This is a genomic window from Pseudomonas sp. KB_15 (assembly GCF_052114525.1).
GTDB lineage: Bacteria > Pseudomonadota > Gammaproteobacteria > Pseudomonadales > Pseudomonadaceae > Aquipseudomonas.
In genome coordinates, this window is sequence record NZ_JBFREX010000026.1 from 37,961 (window position 1) to 55,923 (window position 17,963).

Sequence of the window (17,963 nt, forward strand, 5' to 3'; positions counted from 1 at the left end):
CTGCATCCAGCAAGAGCCACCGGAGAACAACAATCATGACCCTGCTTTCTCTCACACCTGCGCCAACCCTGGGCGATATCGTCGACCTCAAACGCTATCCGATTACTGATCGAACCCACCCGGACTACCTGGCGTTGGTTGCCCGTAGCCAATCACTGCTGGAACAGGAAGGCGTTGCGATCTTCCCGGGTTTTGTCCGTGATGAACCGGTTGACGCGATGGCGGAACAAACGCTTGCGCTGCATCCACGGATGTTCCATTTCCGCGAAAACCATACGGTTTACTTCAAGCCGCAGGAAGAAAGCGTTGATGCCGGGCATCCCCTGCGGCGCCTGATGAAAACCGAAAAAGATACCGTCGCTTACGCCGATATTCCGGGTGAGCATATGATTCGACAGATCTACGAATCGGACGCGGTGCTGTCGTTCATCAGAGACGTGTTGGGGCTGGATGCGCTCTACCGCCATGCTGATCCGCTGGCTGCCCTGAACCTCCAGGGATTTACCGTGGGGCAACAACTGGGTTGGCACTTTGATCGCTCCGATTTCAGCGTCACGCTGTCGCTCCAGGCGGCTGATTCAGGTGGCGATTTCGAGTATGTGCGCATGCTGCGCAACGAGGCAGACGACTGTTATGACGCGGTCAGGGCGTTTCTGGATAGTCCCGAAACACAGCAGATAGAAGTGCTGCCTCAAGTGCCTGGAACCCTGACATTGTTTCGCGGCCGCTACTCATTGCATCGTGTGACGCCGGTGGTGGGGGACAGACTGAGGCTCAACGCTGTATTTGCCTACGTGGATCAGCCCAATGTCGAGTTCAGCGCCTATGCCCGTCAATTATTTTACGGACGTACCTCCACTGACCCACTGGTTTAAGTTGTCCCAATAACAATAAAAGCAATTGATTCACTCCTTCGCTTCACGTGTTTGCACAGGCACCTGTCCACGTTTGATCTGATGGTCTCGTTCGCCTCGTGTGTGCACGCAACAGCTCGCTGCCCCCAATAATAATTTCGGAGCGTCTGATCATGAAAAACAGGAAGAGTTTGCTGGCCTCGTTGCTCACCCTTGGCTTGCTTGTCGGTAGTGCTTCAAGCCAGGCCTCAGGATGGTGTGAATCGGGCAAGCCGGTGAAATTCGCTGGTCTGAATTGGGAGAGCGGGATGCTTCTCACCGACATCATGATGATCGTGCTCAAGGAGGGCTACGGTTGTGCAACCGACCAGTTGGTGGGAAACACCATCATTCTTGAGACCGCCCTGGCCAGCAACGATATCCAGGTATTTGGCGAAGAGTGGATGGAGCGCAGCGAAGTCTGGAAGAAGGCTGCGGCAGCCGGAAAGGTCGTCGGGGTCGGTGCACCGATCATTGGTGCGACTCAAGGCTGGTATGTGCCGCGTTATGTCGTGGAGGGAGATGCCAAACGCAACAGGCCAGCACCGGCACCTGACCTCAAGACTGTTGCCGACCTGAGCAAGTACCCGGGTATTTTCAAAGATTCGGAGGAACCGTCCAAAGGCCGTTTCTATAACTGTCCGGCTGGTTGGATTTGTGAGCAGGACAATACCGAGATGCTCAAAGAGTATGGTCTTGAAAACACCTTCACGAATTTCCGTCCAGGCACCGGTGCGGCCCTGGATGCGGCAGTCCTGTCCAGCTACAAACGCGGTGAACCGGTGCTGTTCTACTACTGGTCACCGACTCCGCTGATGGGCCAGATTGACGCGATAAGACTGGAAGAAAAGACCGGATCCAACAAAGACGTCATCACCATGGTCGGACTCTCCAAGACTTTTCATGAACAGGCCCCTGAACTGGTGGCCGTACTGGAAAAAGTCAACATTCCCATCGGTCTGTTGAATCAGAACCTGGCGAGGATGACCAAGGAGCGCATCGAATCGCCGAAGCTGGCCAGGATGTTCCTCAAGGAACACCCGGAAGTCTGGCACGCCTGGGTCGATGAATCCGTCGCAAAAAAAATCGACGTAACGCTCTGATCAGCTCTTGGGGCAAGGAAGCCCTGACCATTGCCACGTCACTGACGCGACCTGCGTAAACACTCTCTCACTGCTGATTTTTCTTGTTTCTACAAAGAGGCGGTGCCTCTTTGCGCCCGGGAATTACGAATATGATCAAATCACGTGCTGCCGTGGCCTTTGCCGCTAACCAGCCCCTGCAAATTGTCGAAGTCGATGTGGCTGCACCGCAAGCCGGCGAGGTGTTGGTACGGATCATCGCGACCGGTGTCTGCCATACCGATGCATTTACCCTGTCCGGTGCCGATCCCGAAGGTATCTTCCCTGTCATTCTCGGTCACGAAGGCGGCGGTATCGTCGAGGCCGTGGGGGAGGGTGTGACCTCAGTCATGGTGGGCGATCATGTGATCCCGCTTTACACCCCTGAATGCGGGGAGTGCAGATTCTGCACGTCCGGCAAGACCAACCTGTGTCAGAAAATTCGTACGACTCAAGGTAAAGGCCTGATGCCAGATGGTACCAGCCGCTTTTCCTACCAGGGCCGCCCCATTTTTCACTACATGGGTACCTCGACGTTTTCCGAATACACGGTGTTGCCGGAGATATCGCTAGCGAAAATTCCGAAGGACGCTCCTTTGGATAAGGTTTGCCTGCTCGGTTGTGGTGTCACGACCGGCATTGGCGCGGTGCTCAACACAGCCAAGGTGGAAGAGGGCGCCAGCGTAGCGATCTTCGGTCTTGGCGGCATCGGCCTGGCAGCCATTATCGGCGCCACCATAGCCAAGGCCGGTCGAATAATCGCAATCGATATCAACCCTGCGAAGTTCGAGATCGCCCGGCAATTGGGCGCCACCGATTTCATCAACCCCAAAAATTATGACAAGCCGATCCAGGATGTGATCGTCGAGCTGACCGAGGGAGGCGTGGACTACTCGTTTGAATGCATTGGCAACGTCAACCTGATGCGGGCAGCCCTGGAGTGTTGCCATAAGGGTTGGGGTGAGTCGGTGATTATCGGCGTCGCTGGCGCCGGTCAGGAAATCAGCACCCGGCCGTTCCAGCTGGTAACCGGCCGCGTCTGGCGCGGCTCGGCCTTTGGTGGCGTGAAAGGTCGCAGCGAGCTGCCCAGCTATGTCGAGAAGTCTCAACAGGGTGAGATCCCGCTGGATACCTTCATCACTCACACCATGGGTCTGGATGACATCAACAAGGCCTTCGACCTGATGCACGAAGGCAAGAGCATTCGCACCGTTATCCATTTCGATCGCTGACTCAACCGGCTTGGCGATGGCCGCCGGGGTGAGTCTCGCCCTGGTGAAACTGCAATACCCACCCACAGCATTTCTACCAAAGAGAACATTAAGATGACCATCTTCACTCACGTCACCGTCGGTACCAACGATCTGCAAAAAGCCCGCGACTTTTACGACCATGTACTGGGTACGCTGGGCCAAAAGCGCATTGCCGATCTTGACGACAATGGCTCAATCTGGGGGCAGAACGCCCCGTCCTTCTTCGTGCTGAAACCGGCCAACGGCGCTCCTGCCAGCGTGGGCAACGGTGTCACCGTCAGCTTTGAAGCACCGGATCGAGCCGCCATTGACGCGTTCCACGCCGCAGCATTGGCCAGTGGCGGCACCGACGAAGGTGCGCCGGGGCCCCGAGGCTGGGCACCCAACGCCTATGCCGCTTACGCCCGAGACCTCGACGGTAACAAGCTAGCTGCGTACTGTTTCAAACCTGCCTAAGCTTCAGCGAGGCTTCAATCGGGCCTCGCACCACATTTCAATCCGGCGACTTCACGCTCACGTGCCTCACTCAGCGGTAGAACCTGACGCTGATTGGTGTATTCGCTCATTCGGGCAAGGCCCGGCTTGTAGTAGCGCGTTCAGAGGGTCGAAGCACAATATTGAGGCGCCAGATTGGGGATTGCTCATCCGCGTGAGTCTATTGCTGCCACCTTGTGTTGGCAGTCAAACGCTCTAGTCCGCAGCTTCGGTCAATCGCTGTCGTAAAACTGTAATGTTACGGTCATAGAATTGACACGACTCCTTACACTTTACCTCAGCTGGCCTTTGGCCTTTTCATGGATGAGCAACCCCTATGCGTCGTGTCGTATTCAATCAGAAAGGGGGCGTTGGAAAATCCAGCATTGCCTGCAATCTTGCCGCCGTGAGTGCTGCCGAAGGCTATCGAACGCTGCTGGTTGATCTCGATCCCCAGGCAAATTCGACTTACTACCTCACGGGTTTGATCAATGAGCATATTCCCGCAGGCATAGCCGACTTCTTCAAACAAACCTTGTCCAGCGGCTTCGAGGGTAGAAGAAATCGAGTGGCCATCACCGAGACTCATTACGACAACTTTCACCTGGTCACTGCCAGCCCTGAACTGTCAGACCTCCAGTCAAAACTCGAGCGCAAATTCAAGATMAACAAGCTGCGTAAGCTACTAGTTGAATTGTCCGAGGATTATGAGCGCATCTATATCGATACGCCTCCGTCGCTAAACTTCTACACATTCAGCGCGCTGGTGGCTGCAGATCGGTTGCTGATTCCATTTGATTGCGACAACTTTTCACGTCAGGCGATGTACAGCGTCATCGCACAGGTAGAAGAGCTACGTCTTGATCACAATGAGTCGCTGAAAGTGGAAGGGGTGGTGGTTAACCAGTTCACCGGGCATACCGGCCTACACCAGTCTCTAGTGAATGAGTTGCTGGCCGAAGGCTTGCCAGTGCTACCGGTCTATCTGAGCAGCTCCGTCAAGATGCGTGAATCTCACGAAGTGTCGGTTCCCATCATCCATTTGGCCCCTCGCCATAAGCTATCGCTGGAGTTTGTTGGCTTGTTGGACGCCCTGGAGCGGGCGGCTTAGCTTTATCACGAAAGGGTAATCGAACCCTCAGAGGGCGCTCCTTAAGCTAGCGTCAAATCAGCCGAAGCCGGTAACTCAAAGCCAGTTCGTGCAGTTGAAACACTGACGAAACATTCCGGCCATATGATTCGCGTCACAGAAACCTGGGAGGGTTGGAGATGAATCGGCCATCAAGAAGCATGCGCAAACTGCTGGACGCCGTTGCCTCCAATAATGAGGCAGCGGCGCTTGATGTGATGCGTGCTGCTGAGCAGCTCCAGGATGAGGTGTTGCGCCAACGATTGCTGAACTTGATTCATCGGCTCAACCAAGACGCCAATGACTTGCGAATGGCRCGGGACGATATCCAGGGCGGAGCTATCAAGCTCGCGTGACCCGCGTCCACCACTTAAGCTCGGTCGCCTATCGTCGAGTCTTGGCTGTCCAAGTGATTTTGCTTTGAGTACAAAAAGGGACCTTCGAGGGCCCTTTTTCATTCGCAGTAAGAGTAGTTTTGGGATGCTCAACTGGCGGAAGGCCTGGTCACTGATCAGAGCCCGTTGTTCAGGTTCAATCACTCACAAAGAAATGCTGTTCAAGACAGTGCATCAGGTTTCTCACCTTTGTAAGCGACTCCTGGTACTCGCTGCCAGGCTCCGAATCCGCAACAATTCCACCCCCTCCCCAACACGTTAGAAGCCCATCTTTGGCGAGCAGTGTCCGAATCGCGATGGAGCTGTCCATTTCTCCCCTGGTATCGATATACAAGAGCGACCCGCAATAAATCCCTCGTTGAGAAGCCTCCAGCTCATCAATGATCTGCATTGATCGGAGCTTCGGTGCGCCGGTGATTGAACCACCTGGAAAGGCATCCATCAGCACGTCGAAAACGTCTTTGCCTTCTGCAATCTCACCTCGAATGGTGCTCACCAAATGATGGACATTTGGATAGCTTTCAATCGTGAACAGCTCAGGCACTGTTACTGAGCCATACCTGCAGTTCTTGCCTAGATCGTTTCTGAGCAGTTCGACGATCATAAGATTTTCTGCGCGGTCTTTTGGACTGTTCAGAAGCGCTTGAGCATTCGACGTGTCTTCCGACTTTGTACGGCCCCAAGGGATCGTGCCCTTGATCGGACGTGTCTCTAGCGATCTCTGCTCACATCTGATGAACCTCTCTGGAGAAAAGCTCATGATGGAGTTCGCAGCACCCAGACTTACAAAGCCACCAAATGGTGTTGCACAGGAGTTTCTAAGAGTTTCATAGGCTGTCCAGGTATCCCCTGAACACTCAGTTTGAAAGCGTTGAGTGAAATTCACCTGGTAGCAGTCACCTGCATGGATGTAGTCATGTATTTTACTCAGGGCCTTTTCGTAATCGTCATAATCTATGTCTTTGGTAAAGTTCTTCGAAAGTGCGAAGGCTTGGCTTTGGCGGCGTTGAGGTATTGCGGATTCAAATACATTGATGATTCGATCTTGTTCTTCTTGGCTGGCCGTAGGGTGGAAAACGAGTTGACTTGTCCTTTCGATGTGATCGGAGGTGAGCGACCAGTTGTACAAACCTATTCCTGCATGAGGGAGTTTGAGGTTATCGGCAGGCGGATGCTCAAGCCTGAAATTTCTTCGCGCCAGGTCGTAGGAAAAATAGCCTATCAAGCCCCCAGCGAAAGGCAGACTTGGCGACAGCTCTGCCGGCCCTAACTGCCTCAGTGTGGATCGTAGTCTGTCGGCGAACGAGGTAAATGATTCGCCATCTGTTGGCTGAAGATGCTTTGTAGGCCAAGCGCTCATGAGGTCATAACGACCTTGCCGCGATGTCGGTCTTCCTGAGTCAAGAAGGATTGCCCCGGAAGCGTGCCTGATGAGAGAAAAATAGATCGTAGGGTCGGCGAAGTAGGGTATGGCGTGTATGTGGCAGCTAACCATGCCGCACTCCGTTGAAATTGACATAGGAAGAGGTTAGCTGGCCAGCTGATTGGCAGGCAGCTCTATTGATTTACTGTGACCAGCGGGAAGAGTCGATCCGACGAGCTGAAAGGGAGGAATGCCGAACGGGTAGCGAACAGGCATCAGTTCTGGGCCCGGTTTGAGCTTTAGCCATAGCTCTGCCAAGGAGACTTCGCACCCAGGTAGATGCAGCTTAGGTGCAAGTAGTTGCAGAGGATAGAGCACGAATGAGCGGGTCAGAATTTCGGATCGAGGTAGCCGGACACCTTCAATATCGCCAGTCAGGCCGTCAAAAAGGAGCAGATCAATATCGAGAGCTATCAACCGCTGCATCCCGCTCCTTCGACCATGGAGATGCTCGATTCCTTTGATCCATTCGACGAGCTCGCGAATGTTAAGATCAGTGGTCGCAGACATGACCAGGTTGTAAAAGGGCGGGTGGTCTCCGTCTAGGGAGATGCTTTCATAAACGGGTGAGCAACGGATATTTTCCAGATGCTCTTCCAGCATTGTAAGAGCGATCCCAATGTGTCTTTCACGCTCAACATTGCTGCCCAGGCCGAGATAGATTTTGTGATTTTTCATGAGGCCTGACTCGCTGATCTGAAACCTATTTGATGACGTAATTCCTTGTGGCATCAAATAGGCAATAGTATTGACGCCTTCAATGGCATGACCTTCAATATGACTTCAACTAATGGTGTAATTTAGTAGTAGAGTCGCCAGGAGAGCGACGATGGAGGCTACTACCGTCCCGCCTGTGAACTTCTTCAATGCATCTGAGAGGGATACATTTAAGTATTCCTTCACGACCCAGAAAGCAGAGTCGGTGACATGTGCCCAGCCGATGGAGCCGGCACCGATTGCAATAACAAGAATCTCGGGCTTCAGGTGAGGGTCGGCAGCTAGCATTGGGTGAATCATGCCAGCGGCGCTCACCATTGCTACGGTCGCCGAGCCGACTGCAAAGTGCATCAGCCACGCAACAAACCAGGCAAGGACAATCAAATTAATATCTGATCCTGCGAGAAGCCCTGAGATAGCTTTACCTACCCCACTTTCGACCAGAACAGCATTGAATGCACCGCCCGCACCGATAACAAAGATAATGTTGGCTAAGGCTGGAAAGCTACGCTGAGTCAGTTCCAATAGCTCGATCATGGTGCGACGCTGACGTAAGCCAAGCGACCAGTAGGCAAATCCCACAGAAATCATCAGCGCGATTAAAGGGTTTCCAACGAACTGTGCGGCTAACTTTATCCACATACCATCAGGGAGGCTTGCGGTAGCCGTTTTAAAAACCATGAGGATGAGCGGTAAGCCAATGGTCAGTAGTGTAATCCCGAAACCTGGCAGTGTTCGCGCCGCACCCACGCTTTCTCCTTGAACTTTCAGGAAAACTTGCTGACTTGCTGAGGCTTCTCGCCCACAGTAAAGGTTTACCCAAATAGGCCCTGCAACAATGATTGTCGGAATGCCAACCAAAAGGCCGTAGATAATCACAGTCCCAACATCAGCCCCCATCATCACAGTAATAGCCATCGCGGCTGGGTGCGGAGGAAGAATGCAGTGGATGGTCATCAAGGAAATGGCAAGAGGGATTCCTAAAAACAAGGTATTTATCTTTGTTTCCCGCGCTACGACATAGACAAGTGGAATTAGGAGAACAAAGCCGACTTCGAAAAAAACTGGGATTCCTGCGATAGCCCCAACAATAGCCATTACCCAATGGGCTCGTTTGGAACCTAGGTTATCAAGTAACGTTTTAGCTAGGCGCTCAGCTCCACCAGACTCCTCTAGAATTTTACCGAGTATGCCTCCGAGTCCTATGATTGCTATCAGGAAGCCCAGCGTACCGCCGATGCCTGATTCAAGTGTACTTATAATTTTTGGAACAGGCATTCCTGTACCAAAACCGACCACAAAACAAGCGACCACGAGAGCTATGAATGCGTGAAGCCTGACTTTCATAATCAGAAAAATAATTAACGCAATAGATGTAAATAGTACCCCTAACAACCATGTAGATTCTTGCATTGGTATGCCTCGCACCTTGTTTTTATTAGCGCAGCGTTGAACGGGATGATAATAAAGTGCCGAAGCTTTAAATTATTTTCATGGCTTTTTGATTTAAGGTTGAGTGGATTTTTTGTATGAATGTGCCCCCTTAGGAATACTCCCAAGGGGGGTACTTTCGTCTTAAGGGTTTGGCCAAGCATCCAAGATTTTATGGTCTAGATATTGGCCGAAACACGCACCTCAACCGATAGTCTCAGACGAATAGGAATCTGGCGAAGGCGGGAACACAATCGTCTTGGTATCGTTTAGAAAAACCCGGCCATGCACATAGGCATGAATAGCGCGGGCCAGAACCTGGCTTTCAACATCGCGTCCCAACGAAACATAGTCTTCAGGGCTCTGAGCATGAGTGATGCGAACGATGTCTTGCTCGATGATAGGCCCTTCGTCCAAGTCAGCAGTCACGAAGTGTGAGGTCGCGCCAATCAGTTTCACGCCGCGATCAAACGCCTGCTTGTATGGGCTTCCGCCTTTGAAAGACGGCAGAAAAGAGTGGTGGATGTTGATGATCCGGCCCGACATCTGCTGGCACATCTCATCAGAAAGGATTTGCATGTAGCGAGCCAGCACGATGAGCTCGGCGCCGGTTTGGCGAACGATGCGCATTTGTTCAGCTTCAGCCTCTGCTTTGTTTTCCTTGGTTACCTTGATGAGGTGATAAGGAATGCCATGTCCTTCTACTACCTTTTGGAAGTCCAGGTGGTTTGAGATCACGCCAACGATGTCGATTGGCAAGGCACCGATGCTCCAGCGATAGAGCAGGTCGTTTAAGCAGTGACCGAAACGCGACACCATCAAAATGACTTTGCGTTTAGTACGCTCATCAAAGAATTCGTAATCCATCTTGTATTTCTCTACAAGTGGTTGGAACTCTCTTTCGAGATCCTGCAGTGAGCAACCTTCCTCAGAACGGAAGGTAATGCGCATGAAGTAGTGATTGGTGCTCTCATCGTCAAATTGGGCGCTGTCACGAATATTGCAACCATGCCCAGACAAGAAAGCAGTAATATCAGCGGTTACGCCCCGGATCGAAGGACAGGTAACACGAAGTACGTTATTTTTAGCTTTGTTCATCTGAGATCACCTTAAACGGCAACTGCTGCCTGGTTGGTAACAATGTGGTGCTGACGCTTGAATGCTGTAACGGTATTGGCCAGCAGGCATGCGATAGTCATTGGGCCGACGCCGCCTGGAACTGGGGTAATTGCCGAGGCATGCCCTGCTTCGTCAAATGCAACATCCCCCACAATCCTGGAACGCCCGTCGCGATCAATTCGGTTGATACCAACATCGATAACGACTGCACCAGCTTTGATCCAGTCACCCTTTACAAGCTCGGGGCGGCCTACAGCGACAACGAGGATGTCTGCGGTACGGCAGAGTGCGGGGACGTCTTTGGTTTTTGAATGCGCTACGGTGACAGTGCAGTTCTCGGCCATCAGGAGCTGTGCCATGGGCTTGCCGACGATGTTGGATTTGCCCACGACCACGGCGTGCAGGCCGGCGAGACTGCCGATTCGGTCTTTGAGCATCATCAGGCAGCCTAGGGGAGTACATGGAACCAGGGCATCTTGACCGGTCGCAAGACGGCCAGCGTTCAAGATGTGGAAGCCGTCAACGTCTTTATTTGGATCAATGGCATTAATAACCGCATTAGTATCCAAGTGTGCAGGCAGGGGAAGTTGCACCAAAATGCCATTTACTTCCGAAGCAGCATTTAGCTCCTCAAGTAATGTCATCAACTCGGTCTGAGTTGTATCGACCGCAAGTCGGTGTACAAACGACTCCATGCCAATTGCAAGCGTTTGTCGGTGTTTTGCGCCTACATAAACACCGCTGGCCGGATCCTCTCCCACAAGGATAACTGCCAAGCCGGGCGTAAGACCGGTTTTCGATTTGATTTCTGCGACTTCATCCGTGAGTTTCTCGACTAGATCAGCTGCATAGCCTTTCCCGTCGATACGGTCGGCCAGGAATGGTTTATTCATGGAACTTTACCTCAACATCAAAAACTGGCGTGGTTGTTGTTTTTTGACGCAAGTAGGGGGATGGGGTATGAAGTTCATACCCTTGGCAAAACTTCCTTATTCAACGTTGACTAAGGACGCGCCACGATCCATAAATTTTTTGAACTGGTCTTCTGGAACAAAGGCGCCACCGGTCGTCCAGATGACGTGAGTAGCCTGGGCTAGTTTGCCTGTTAAGCCTTGAGCTTCCTGATAAGCAAGACCTTGCGTACTTTCGACAATGAATTCAGGCCCCGCGAATCCGGCAGTTGCCGAAGGTTCGAGGCGAATGGATTGAGTCGTCTGGGCCATCCAGAGCCAGCGGAATAAGTCGTCATCGGCCACTGTAAAAATGCCGGACAACATTGGCTTCATTACATCCGCTACGAATGCCGACATACGCGCTACTGCCATGCCGTCAGCTTCGGTACGGTTGGTCAGGCCGACGTCGTAGACCGATACCAGTTCTTTCGAACCACTCATCATGTGCACCAGCGCGCAAGGCGACTGGACAGGCTCAACAAAGAACGCGTGCGCAGCATCACCGAAGATTGCCTTCAAGCCATAGGCTGYGCCACCTGGAGCTCCACCGATACCGCACGGTAGATAGATGAAAAGAGGATGCTCTTCATCTACGGTTACACCTGCTGCGTCCAATTGGCCCGCGAGTTCGCTTGCCGCTGCGCTGTAGCCGAAAAACAGCATTTCGGAGCGTTCGTCATCCACGAAGTAGATGGTTGGATCGCCTTCGGCGTCGATACGGGCACATTCAACCGCAGTAGTGTAATCAGCCTTATGCTGAACCACTTCAACGCCAAGACGAGTCAAGCGTTCGACTTTCCACTGTTTAGCATCGGACGACATGTGAACCACGGCACGGAACCCAAGTGCGCGTGCTGCAATGCCCACGCTCAGGCCCAGATTGCCTGTACTCCCTACCGCGATGGTGTGCTGCGCAAAGAGTGCTCGAGCCTGCGTACTTGCAAGAACAGTGATGTCGCCACCAGGCGTGAGAATTCCGCGTTTCTCTGCCATTTGCTTGGCGTACATGAACACTTCGTAGACGCCGCCTCGGGCCTTGATAGAACCGGCAACAGGCAAGTCGCCGTCAGCCTTGACGAATACGCGACCATACTCGGCAGCCTCATATCCAACTGCTTTCCGCAGGCTCGTGGCTTCAATCAGCTTGGACTGAATCAGTCCTTTCGACTCAGTTAGCTCAGGGAAGCAGGTCTGCAGCAGCGGTGCCAACAGTTTCCAGTTCTGTTCGGCTTCTTTGACTTGGGAGGCTCGGATCGGCAGAGATGGGTCAGCGATGCCGTTTGCCTTGAGGGCTGGGTTCAGCCAAAGCGCGGGGCGTCCAGCGAGTACATCGTCACGCGCTGGGTCATTGGGAAGTTGAACGCTCATTTTTCATTTTCCTACTGCATTGAGAGATCGGCGAGCGATGGATTCATGCCCGCCAAAGTTCCTCAGGCATAGATTGGGAATTCGGCAACCAGCTCTGCCACAGTTGCACGGCTTTTCGCGATAACCTCTTCAAGGGCAGACTCGGCGCCCGCTTGAGCGTCGAAGATGTCAGCGATCAGGTTGCCGATGACTTCGAATTCTTTCGCGCCGAAGCCCCGGGTAGTACCGGCAGACGAACCCAGTCGAAGACCTTTCCATTCCGAAGGTTTCGCACTGTCGAACGGAATCGGGTTCTTGTTCGAAGTGATATTGATCGCCGAGAGAGCGTCTTGAGACTCTTGGCCTGTCAATCCTTTCGATGAAACGTCTACCAGAACAACATGAGTATCAGTGCCACCACTGACGATGCGCACACCGCGCTTTTGAAGAACCTCTGCCAGGAGGCGGGCATTTGCTTTAACGTTTGCGCCGTAGGTCTTGAACTCATCAGTCAGCGCCTCGCCCAGGCAGACAGCTTTACCAGCGATGGTGGCCAGGTGTGCGCTGCCCTGTACACCGGGGAATACAGCTGGCTGCAGCTTCTTGAACAGATCTTCGCGGTTGGTCATTACCAGACCGCCACGGGCACCGCGTAGGGTTTTAGTGGTAGTGCAGGTGACGATGTCGGCATACGGAATCGGGGAGGGGTGAACACCTGCGGCTACAAGGCCCGCGAAGTGAGCCATGTCTACCAAGTAGGTAGCGCCGGCTTTGTCTGCAATCTCACGCATGCGGGGGAAATCGATTTCTCGCGGATAAGACGAGCCACCCGAGATGATTAGCTTCGGCTTATGTTCCAAAGCAAGCGCTTCGACATTGTCGTAGTCGATACGGCCAGTTTCGCGATCAACACCATAGGAAACGATGGTGAACCAACGGCCTGACTGGTTGGGCTTGGCGCCATGGCTCAAGTGGCCACCGGCAGCGAGATCCAGGCTCAGGACTACGTCACCTGGTTGCAGCAGGGCGAAGAACACCGCTTGGTTTGCTTGAGTACCCGAGTGTGGCTGAACGTTTACATATCCACAGCCAAACAGTTCTTTCGCACGATCAATGGCTGCTTGTTCGACGACATCAGCGAAATCAGCACCACCGTGGAAGCGTTTACCCGGATAGCCTTCGACGGTCTTGTTTGTAATAACTGACCCAAGGGCGTCAAGCGATGCGAGGCTTATAGAGTTTTCAGATGCGATGAGTTCGATCTGACCTTGTTGGCGTTTTTTTTCGTTTTCAAGCGCGTTGAAAATCAGCGGATCGCGTACTGCCAGATGATCGTGGAAATAGGACTTGGTCATTGCTGCGGTTCCCGTCTTGGTTTTTTCATACCCTAATCCTTGGCCAAGATGAGAAAAAGCGAATAATATTTGAATATTACATTAGCGTTTCTTACTGATTTTTCGGTGTTAAGTGAAGGGATAAAAGCTTATGGATATCGGTAGATTGCGCGCGTTAAGGGAGTTATCCATTCGTAAAACTATGGCAGCGGTAGCGGAAGCGCTTCATGTCTCTCCATCTGCTGTGTCTCAGCAAATTTCCCTTCTGGAGCAAGAAGTCGGAATCGACCTGGTCGAACGGCGTGGACGGGGAGTTAACCTGACCATTGCCGGTCGTATGCTGGTTGAACGTGCAAACCGGATATTTACGGAGCTTGAGTCTGCCCGTGCAGACATGGCAGAGCTGAAGGAAGTGGTTGCAGGCGAACTTCGCGTAGCGGCCTTTCCCTCAGTGGCTGCAGCCTTTATTCCTAAGACCATTCGCGCGCTTAGCGCCACGCATCCTCAGTTGATGGTGCAGTTTGACGAGATGGAGCCGGAGGAGGGGTTGAATGCGTTGAGAAGCTGGCAAACGGACGTTGCGCTGATCGATGATCTCAATATTCCACCTGGCCTGCTTGATCCGGGCATCGAAACCATCCCGCTGATTGAGGATGTTTTTAATGTGATGATGTCTCCCAATCATCGGTTAGCACACATGGAAGAGGTCACGTTGGGTGATCTGAGTGACGAGCATTGGGTGATTGATACTGCTTCCAGTACCTACACTCGCGTATTGACTGATGCGTGTCAGAACGCTGGTTTCACACCCAACATCATCGCGCGCTGTAAGGGATTCGAAGTCACTCTCTCTTTGATCCGTGAAGGCTGTGCCATTGCAATCTTCCCCGAGTTACGGGCTAGCTTCGACCTGCAAGATGCACGGGTCTGCCGTTTGGTGCCCGAAATTCGACGCAGGATTTCTGTCGCCTTCCGCAAGGGAGAGAAGAAAAGTCCTGCGCTCCAAGCTTTCATTCAAAGCATATACGCTCAAGCGACTGATTTCGCTGATCCTCCCACCTCCAGATCCGCTCCGATGATCAGTCGCTAAAGCCCTTTCCCCGCCAACCATCAGATCGCCTCGCCGCATGCACGTTGCTTCGGGTGTCTTGGGCTTCATGCAAATTCATTAGTTTTTCTTACGTAATATTGAAAAAATATTCGCTTTTTCTGACTTTGCACAGGGGCTACGGTAATTGAAATCGTTTTTGCCCCGTTACACCGGGGCCTTTTTAAAACAATAAAAAGAGGGCCTACGATGCCACTTTCCATAAGCGCTTACTGCGCATACCGGGTGCCCTGACGGCGTCCATCTTGTTTTCTGCCCTCCACATCGCTGTTCAAAATTCCGTCCGGTTTCGGTGCGTCGGCATCGTGCGGCCTGGATTTACTCGTGCCATTTCTGGAGCATTAAAATGAAAAAAGAAAACAAGCTGATCAAAGTCTGCGGTGGCCTGATCGGTCTCACCCTGATGTCTTTACTGTCCGTTAATGCCAGTGCTGGCGTGACCCTGGACAACGTGAAGAAAAAAGGCTTTGTACAGTGCGGAGTCAGCGACGGACTTCCAGGATTTTCATTTGTGGATGCGAAGGGGACTTTTGCCGGTTTCGACGTAGACGTTTGCCGTGCAGTCGCAGCGGCGGTCTTCGGTGACGCGAGCAAGGTCAAATACTCTCAACTCACAGCCAAAGAGCGCTTCACAGCGCTACAGTCCGGTGAAGTGGATCTGCTTTCCCGCAGTACCACCTGGACGTCATCACGTGATGGCTCCATGGGCATTTTGTTCACGGGCGTCAGTTACTACGATGGCCAAGGATTCTTGGTTAATAAAAAACTGGGTGTGAAAAGTGCTAAAGAGCTGAATGGCGCAACGTTCTGCATCCAGGCGGGGACAGTCACCGAGCTGAACCTTGCAGATTACTTCCGTGCGAACAAACTGAAATTTACCCCCATCTCATTTGATACCTCTGACGAGAGCTTCAAAGCGCTCGAAGCTGGGCGCTGCGACGTGCTGACGTCTGATCAGTCGCAGCTTTATGGGCAGAGATTAAAACTCGCGACTCCTGACGACTATGTGGTGCTACCAGAAGTTATCTCAAAAGAACCGCTGACTCCTGCCGTAAGACGAGGTGATGAGGAGTGGTTTACGGTGGTGCGCTGGACGTTAAATGCATTGCTCAACGCCGAAGAATTGGGTGTCACTTCCAAAAATGTGGCCGAGCAAAAGCAGAGCACCAACAATCCTGATGTTGCGCGGCTGCTAGGAAACGAAGGTACTTTGGGTAAGGATTTGAATCTGCCGAATGATTGGGCTTTCCAGATCGTCAAGCAGGTAGGCAACTACGGTGAGTCGTTCGAGCGAAACCTCGGTGATGGCAGTGACTTGAAGATCAAGCGTGGGCTTAACGCGCTTTGGAACAAAGGCGGCATTCAGTACGCAGCACCTGTCCGCTAAGTCTTTTCCGCCCGGTCTTAGGCCGGGCGTTTTCTTGTCTGTCCTGCCGGTGTACATATGCAAATGAACAATGGCTCAAAGCGCCAGGTGTCATTTAATGATCCCGTTGTGCGCGCACTACTCTTCCAGATCCTGATCGTTGCCGCAGTGGCTACGATGGGATGGACTCTCTACCAAAACACGTACACAAACCTCGTGCATCGCGGAATCACTTCTGGCTTTGCATTTCTTGAGAACAGCGCTGGATTTGGGGTTGCACAGCACCTGATTTCTTATAAGGAAGCCGATTCATACGCGCGTGTTTTCGTCATAGGTCTGTTGAACACGCTGCTAGTAACCTTCATCGGTGTAATCCTGGCGACGATCCTGGGTTTCCTCATCGGCGTGTCACGGCTGTCGAAGAACTGGATCATTGCCAAGCTGGCGACGGTGTATGTAGAAGTTTTCCGTAACATTCCACCGCTGCTGCAAATCCTGTTCTGGTACTTCGCGGTATTCCTGACCATGCCGGGGCCACGCAATAGTCATAATTTCGGCGACACCTTCTATGTCAGCAGTCGCGGCCTGAACATGCCGGCGGCGTTGATGGCGGATGGTTTCTGGCCGTTTGTGATCAGCGTTGTGGTTGCCATCGTCGCCATTGTGCTGATGAGCCGCTGGGCCACCAAACGCTTTGAAGCGACCGGTGTGCCATTCCACAAGTTCTGGGTCGGCCTGGCGATGTTCCTGGTGATCCCTGCGCTGTCCGCATTGATCTTTGGTGCGCCGCTTTCTTGGGAAATTCCGACGCTGCAAGGCTTTAACTTTGTTGGCGGCTGGGTGCTGATCCCGGAACTGCTGGCGCTGACACTGGCCCTGACCGTTTACACGGCAGCGTTCATCGCGGAGATCGTGCGTTCGGGCATCAAGTCTGTCAGCCACGGCCAGACCGAAGCAGCCCGCTCACTAGGCCTGCGACCAGGGCCAACCCTGCGTAAAGTGATCATCCCGCAAGCCCTGCGCGTGATCATTCCGCCGCTGACCAGCCAATACCTGAACCTGGCGAAAAACTCGTCGTTGGCGGCCGGTATCGGTTATCCGGAGATGGTCTCGTTGTTTGCCGGCACGGTACTCAATCAGACCGGCCAGGCGATCGAAGTGATTGCCATCACCATGAGCGTGTACCTGGCGATCAGCATCAGCATTTCCCTGCTGATGAACTGGTACAACAAGCGCATTGCGCTGATCGAGCGGTGAGGAAACCAGCATGAGTTCTCATACTTTCAATCCTGATATGCCGCCACCGAGCAAAGTCTTCGGGCCGGTGGCGTGGATGCGCGCCAACATGTTTTCCAGCTGGCTCAATACCTTGCTGACCCTGTTTGCGTTCTACCTCATCTACCTGGTGGTTCCGCCAATCCTGCACTGGGCCATCCTTGACGCCAACTGGGTGGGCACGACCCGCGCAGACTGCACCAAGGAGGGGGCTTGCTGGGTGTTCATCCAACAGCGCTTTGGCCAGTTCATGTACGGTTATTACCCATCGGAACTGCGCTGGCGAGTCGATTCGACGGTGTGGCTGGCGGTCATTGGCGTGGCACCGTTGTTTTTCTCGCGCTTTCACCGTAAAGCGGTGCACGGCCTGAGCTTCCTGGTGCTGTACCCGATCATTGCCTACTTCCTGCTGCATGGCGGCCTCTTCGGTTTGACCACGGTGGCGACCAGCCAATGGGGTGGCCTGATGCTGACCCTGGTGATCGCCACCGTCGGCATTGCCGGTGCGCTGCCGCTGGGGATTGTCCTGGCCCTGGGCCGTCGTTCGAACATGCCGGCGATTCGGGTGGTCTGCGTGACCTTCATCGAGTTCTGGCGCGGCGTGCCGTTGATTACGGTGCTGTTC

Annotated in this window: 15 protein-coding genes and 2 pseudogenes; 10 read left to right on the plus strand and 7 right to left on the minus strand. The window is 53.1% G+C overall.

Annotated elements, in window-relative coordinates; translation table 11 throughout:
• The first annotated feature begins 35 nt into the window (after window positions 1-35).
• From AB4Z35_RS19730 to AB4Z35_RS19755, 6 genes are all read left to right on the plus strand, one after another.
• The gene (locus tag AB4Z35_RS19730) at window positions 36-875 is read left to right on the plus strand and encodes a HalD/BesD family halogenase (protein WP_442098814.1); all 840 of its coding nucleotides are present in this window, start codon (window positions 36-38) and stop codon (window positions 873-875) included.
• A 152-nt stretch (window positions 876-1,027) separates the two neighbouring features.
• Complete coding sequence (locus AB4Z35_RS19735; protein WP_442098843.1) at window positions 1,028-1,996, plus strand: ABC transporter substrate-binding protein; 969 nt, start codon at window positions 1,028-1,030, stop codon at window positions 1,994-1,996.
• A gap of 131 nt (window positions 1,997-2,127) precedes the next feature.
• Window positions 2,128-3,246: an S-(hydroxymethyl)glutathione dehydrogenase/class III alcohol dehydrogenase gene (locus AB4Z35_RS19740; RefSeq protein ID WP_442098845.1), complete on the plus strand. Its 1,119-nt coding sequence runs from the start codon at window positions 2,128-2,130 to the stop codon at window positions 3,244-3,246.
• A 93-nt stretch (window positions 3,247-3,339) separates the two neighbouring features.
• Window positions 3,340-3,723: a VOC family protein gene (locus AB4Z35_RS19745; RefSeq protein WP_442098816.1), complete on the plus strand. Its 384-nt coding sequence runs from the start codon at window positions 3,340-3,342 to the stop codon at window positions 3,721-3,723.
• Between the two features lie 355 nt (window positions 3,724-4,078).
• Window positions 4,079-4,852, plus strand: coding sequence for a ParA family protein (locus AB4Z35_RS19750; RefSeq protein ID WP_008001703.1), 774 nt, complete (start codon window positions 4,079-4,081; stop codon window positions 4,850-4,852).
• Window positions 4,853-5,010: 158 nt separating this feature from the next.
• Window positions 5,011-5,226, plus strand: coding sequence for a hypothetical protein (locus AB4Z35_RS19755; protein WP_442098804.1), 216 nt, complete (start codon window positions 5,011-5,013; stop codon window positions 5,224-5,226).
• 175 nt (window positions 5,227-5,401) lie between these two features.
• On the opposite strand, the gene pabB is transcribed toward AB4Z35_RS19755, so the two are convergent.
• From pabB to glyA, 7 genes are all read right to left on the minus strand, one after another.
• Window positions 5,402-6,760, minus strand: coding sequence for an aminodeoxychorismate synthase component I (gene pabB / locus AB4Z35_RS19760; RefSeq protein ID WP_442098817.1), 1,359 nt, complete (start codon window positions 6,758-6,760; stop codon window positions 5,402-5,404).
• 33 nt (window positions 6,761-6,793) lie between these two features.
• Window positions 6,794-7,366 carry a 2-amino-4-hydroxy-6-hydroxymethyldihydropteridine diphosphokinase gene (gene folK / locus AB4Z35_RS19765; RefSeq protein WP_442098819.1) on the minus strand — a complete coding sequence of 191 codons (573 nt, stop codon included), beginning with the start codon at window positions 7,364-7,366 and terminating at the stop codon, window positions 6,794-6,796.
• Window positions 7,367-7,471: 105 nt separating this feature from the next.
• A complete protein-coding gene (locus AB4Z35_RS19770; protein WP_442098821.1) occupies window positions 7,472-8,818 on the minus strand; it encodes a GntT/GntP/DsdX family permease in 1,347 nt (448 codons plus the stop codon).
• A 222-nt stretch (window positions 8,819-9,040) separates the two neighbouring features.
• On the minus strand, window positions 9,041-9,934 hold the full coding sequence (gene purU, locus AB4Z35_RS19775; protein ID WP_095054757.1) for a formyltetrahydrofolate deformylase: 894 nt from the start codon (window positions 9,932-9,934) through the stop codon (window positions 9,041-9,043).
• A gap of 11 nt (window positions 9,935-9,945) precedes the next feature.
• Complete coding sequence (gene folD, locus AB4Z35_RS19780; RefSeq protein WP_442098823.1) at window positions 9,946-10,848, minus strand: bifunctional methylenetetrahydrofolate dehydrogenase/methenyltetrahydrofolate cyclohydrolase FolD; 903 nt, start codon at window positions 10,846-10,848, stop codon at window positions 9,946-9,948.
• 96 nt (window positions 10,849-10,944) lie between these two features.
• Window positions 10,945-12,276 carry a D-serine ammonia-lyase gene (locus AB4Z35_RS19785; RefSeq protein ID WP_442098825.1) on the minus strand — a complete coding sequence of 444 codons (1,332 nt, stop codon included), beginning with the start codon at window positions 12,274-12,276 and terminating at the stop codon, window positions 10,945-10,947.
• 62 nt (window positions 12,277-12,338) lie between these two features.
• Entirely contained in the window at window positions 12,339-13,610 is a 1,272-nt protein-coding gene (gene glyA, locus AB4Z35_RS19790) for a serine hydroxymethyltransferase (RefSeq protein ID WP_442098827.1), read from the minus strand.
• A gap of 130 nt (window positions 13,611-13,740) precedes the next feature.
• Between glyA and AB4Z35_RS19795 the strand changes: the two genes are divergently transcribed.
• From AB4Z35_RS19795 to AB4Z35_RS19810, 4 genes and pseudogenes are all read left to right on the plus strand, one after another.
• On the plus strand, window positions 13,741-14,679 hold the full coding sequence (locus tag AB4Z35_RS19795) for a LysR family transcriptional regulator (RefSeq protein ID WP_442098829.1): 939 nt from the start codon (window positions 13,741-13,743) through the stop codon (window positions 14,677-14,679).
• Window positions 14,680-15,121: 442 nt separating this feature from the next.
• Window positions 15,122-16,084: pseudogene (locus AB4Z35_RS19800) on the plus strand (amino acid ABC transporter substrate-binding protein); the annotation flags it as partial.
• Between the two features lie 57 nt (window positions 16,085-16,141).
• Window positions 16,142-17,320: an amino acid ABC transporter permease gene (locus AB4Z35_RS19805; protein ID WP_442098831.1), complete on the plus strand. Its 1,179-nt coding sequence runs from the start codon at window positions 16,142-16,144 to the stop codon at window positions 17,318-17,320.
• Between the two features lie 10 nt (window positions 17,321-17,330).
• A pseudogene (locus tag AB4Z35_RS19810) lies at window positions 17,331-17,963 on the plus strand (amino acid ABC transporter permease); the annotation flags it as partial.

What these genes read in the sequence shown, in the direction of transcription:
- AB4Z35_RS19730 (WP_442098814.1), top strand. Translation starts at nt 36, where the DNA reads ATGACCCTGCTTTCTCTCACACCTGCGCCAACCCTGGGCGATATCGTC.
- AB4Z35_RS19735 (WP_442098843.1), top strand. Translation starts at nt 1,028, where the DNA reads ATGAAAAACAGGAAGAGTTTGCTGGCCTCGTTGCTCACCCTTGGCTTG.
- AB4Z35_RS19740 (WP_442098845.1), top strand. Translation starts at nt 2,128, where the DNA reads ATGATCAAATCACGTGCTGCCGTGGCCTTTGCCGCTAACCAGCCCCTG.
- AB4Z35_RS19745 (WP_442098816.1), top strand. Translation starts at nt 3,340, where the DNA reads ATGACCATCTTCACTCACGTCACCGTCGGTACCAACGATCTGCAAAAA.
- pabB (WP_442098817.1), bottom strand. Translation starts at nt 6,760, where the DNA reads ATGGTTAGCTGCCACATACACGCCATACCCTACTTCGCCGACCCTACG.
- folK (WP_442098819.1), bottom strand. Translation starts at nt 7,366, where the DNA reads ATGAAAAATCACAAAATCTATCTCGGCCTGGGCAGCAATGTTGAGCGT.
- AB4Z35_RS19770 (WP_442098821.1), bottom strand. Translation starts at nt 8,818, where the DNA reads ATGCAAGAATCTACATGGTTGTTAGGGGTACTATTTACATCTATTGCG.
- purU (WP_095054757.1), bottom strand. Translation starts at nt 9,934, where the DNA reads ATGAACAAAGCTAAAAATAACGTACTTCGTGTTACCTGTCCTTCGATC.
- folD (WP_442098823.1), bottom strand. Translation starts at nt 10,848, where the DNA reads ATGAATAAACCATTCCTGGCCGACCGTATCGACGGGAAAGGCTATGCA.
- glyA (WP_442098827.1), bottom strand. Translation starts at nt 13,610, where the DNA reads ATGACCAAGTCCTATTTCCACGATCATCTGGCAGTACGCGATCCGCTG.
- AB4Z35_RS19795 (WP_442098829.1), top strand. Translation starts at nt 13,741, where the DNA reads ATGGATATCGGTAGATTGCGCGCGTTAAGGGAGTTATCCATTCGTAAA.
- AB4Z35_RS19805 (WP_442098831.1), top strand. Translation starts at nt 16,142, where the DNA reads ATGCAAATGAACAATGGCTCAAAGCGCCAGGTGTCATTTAATGATCCC.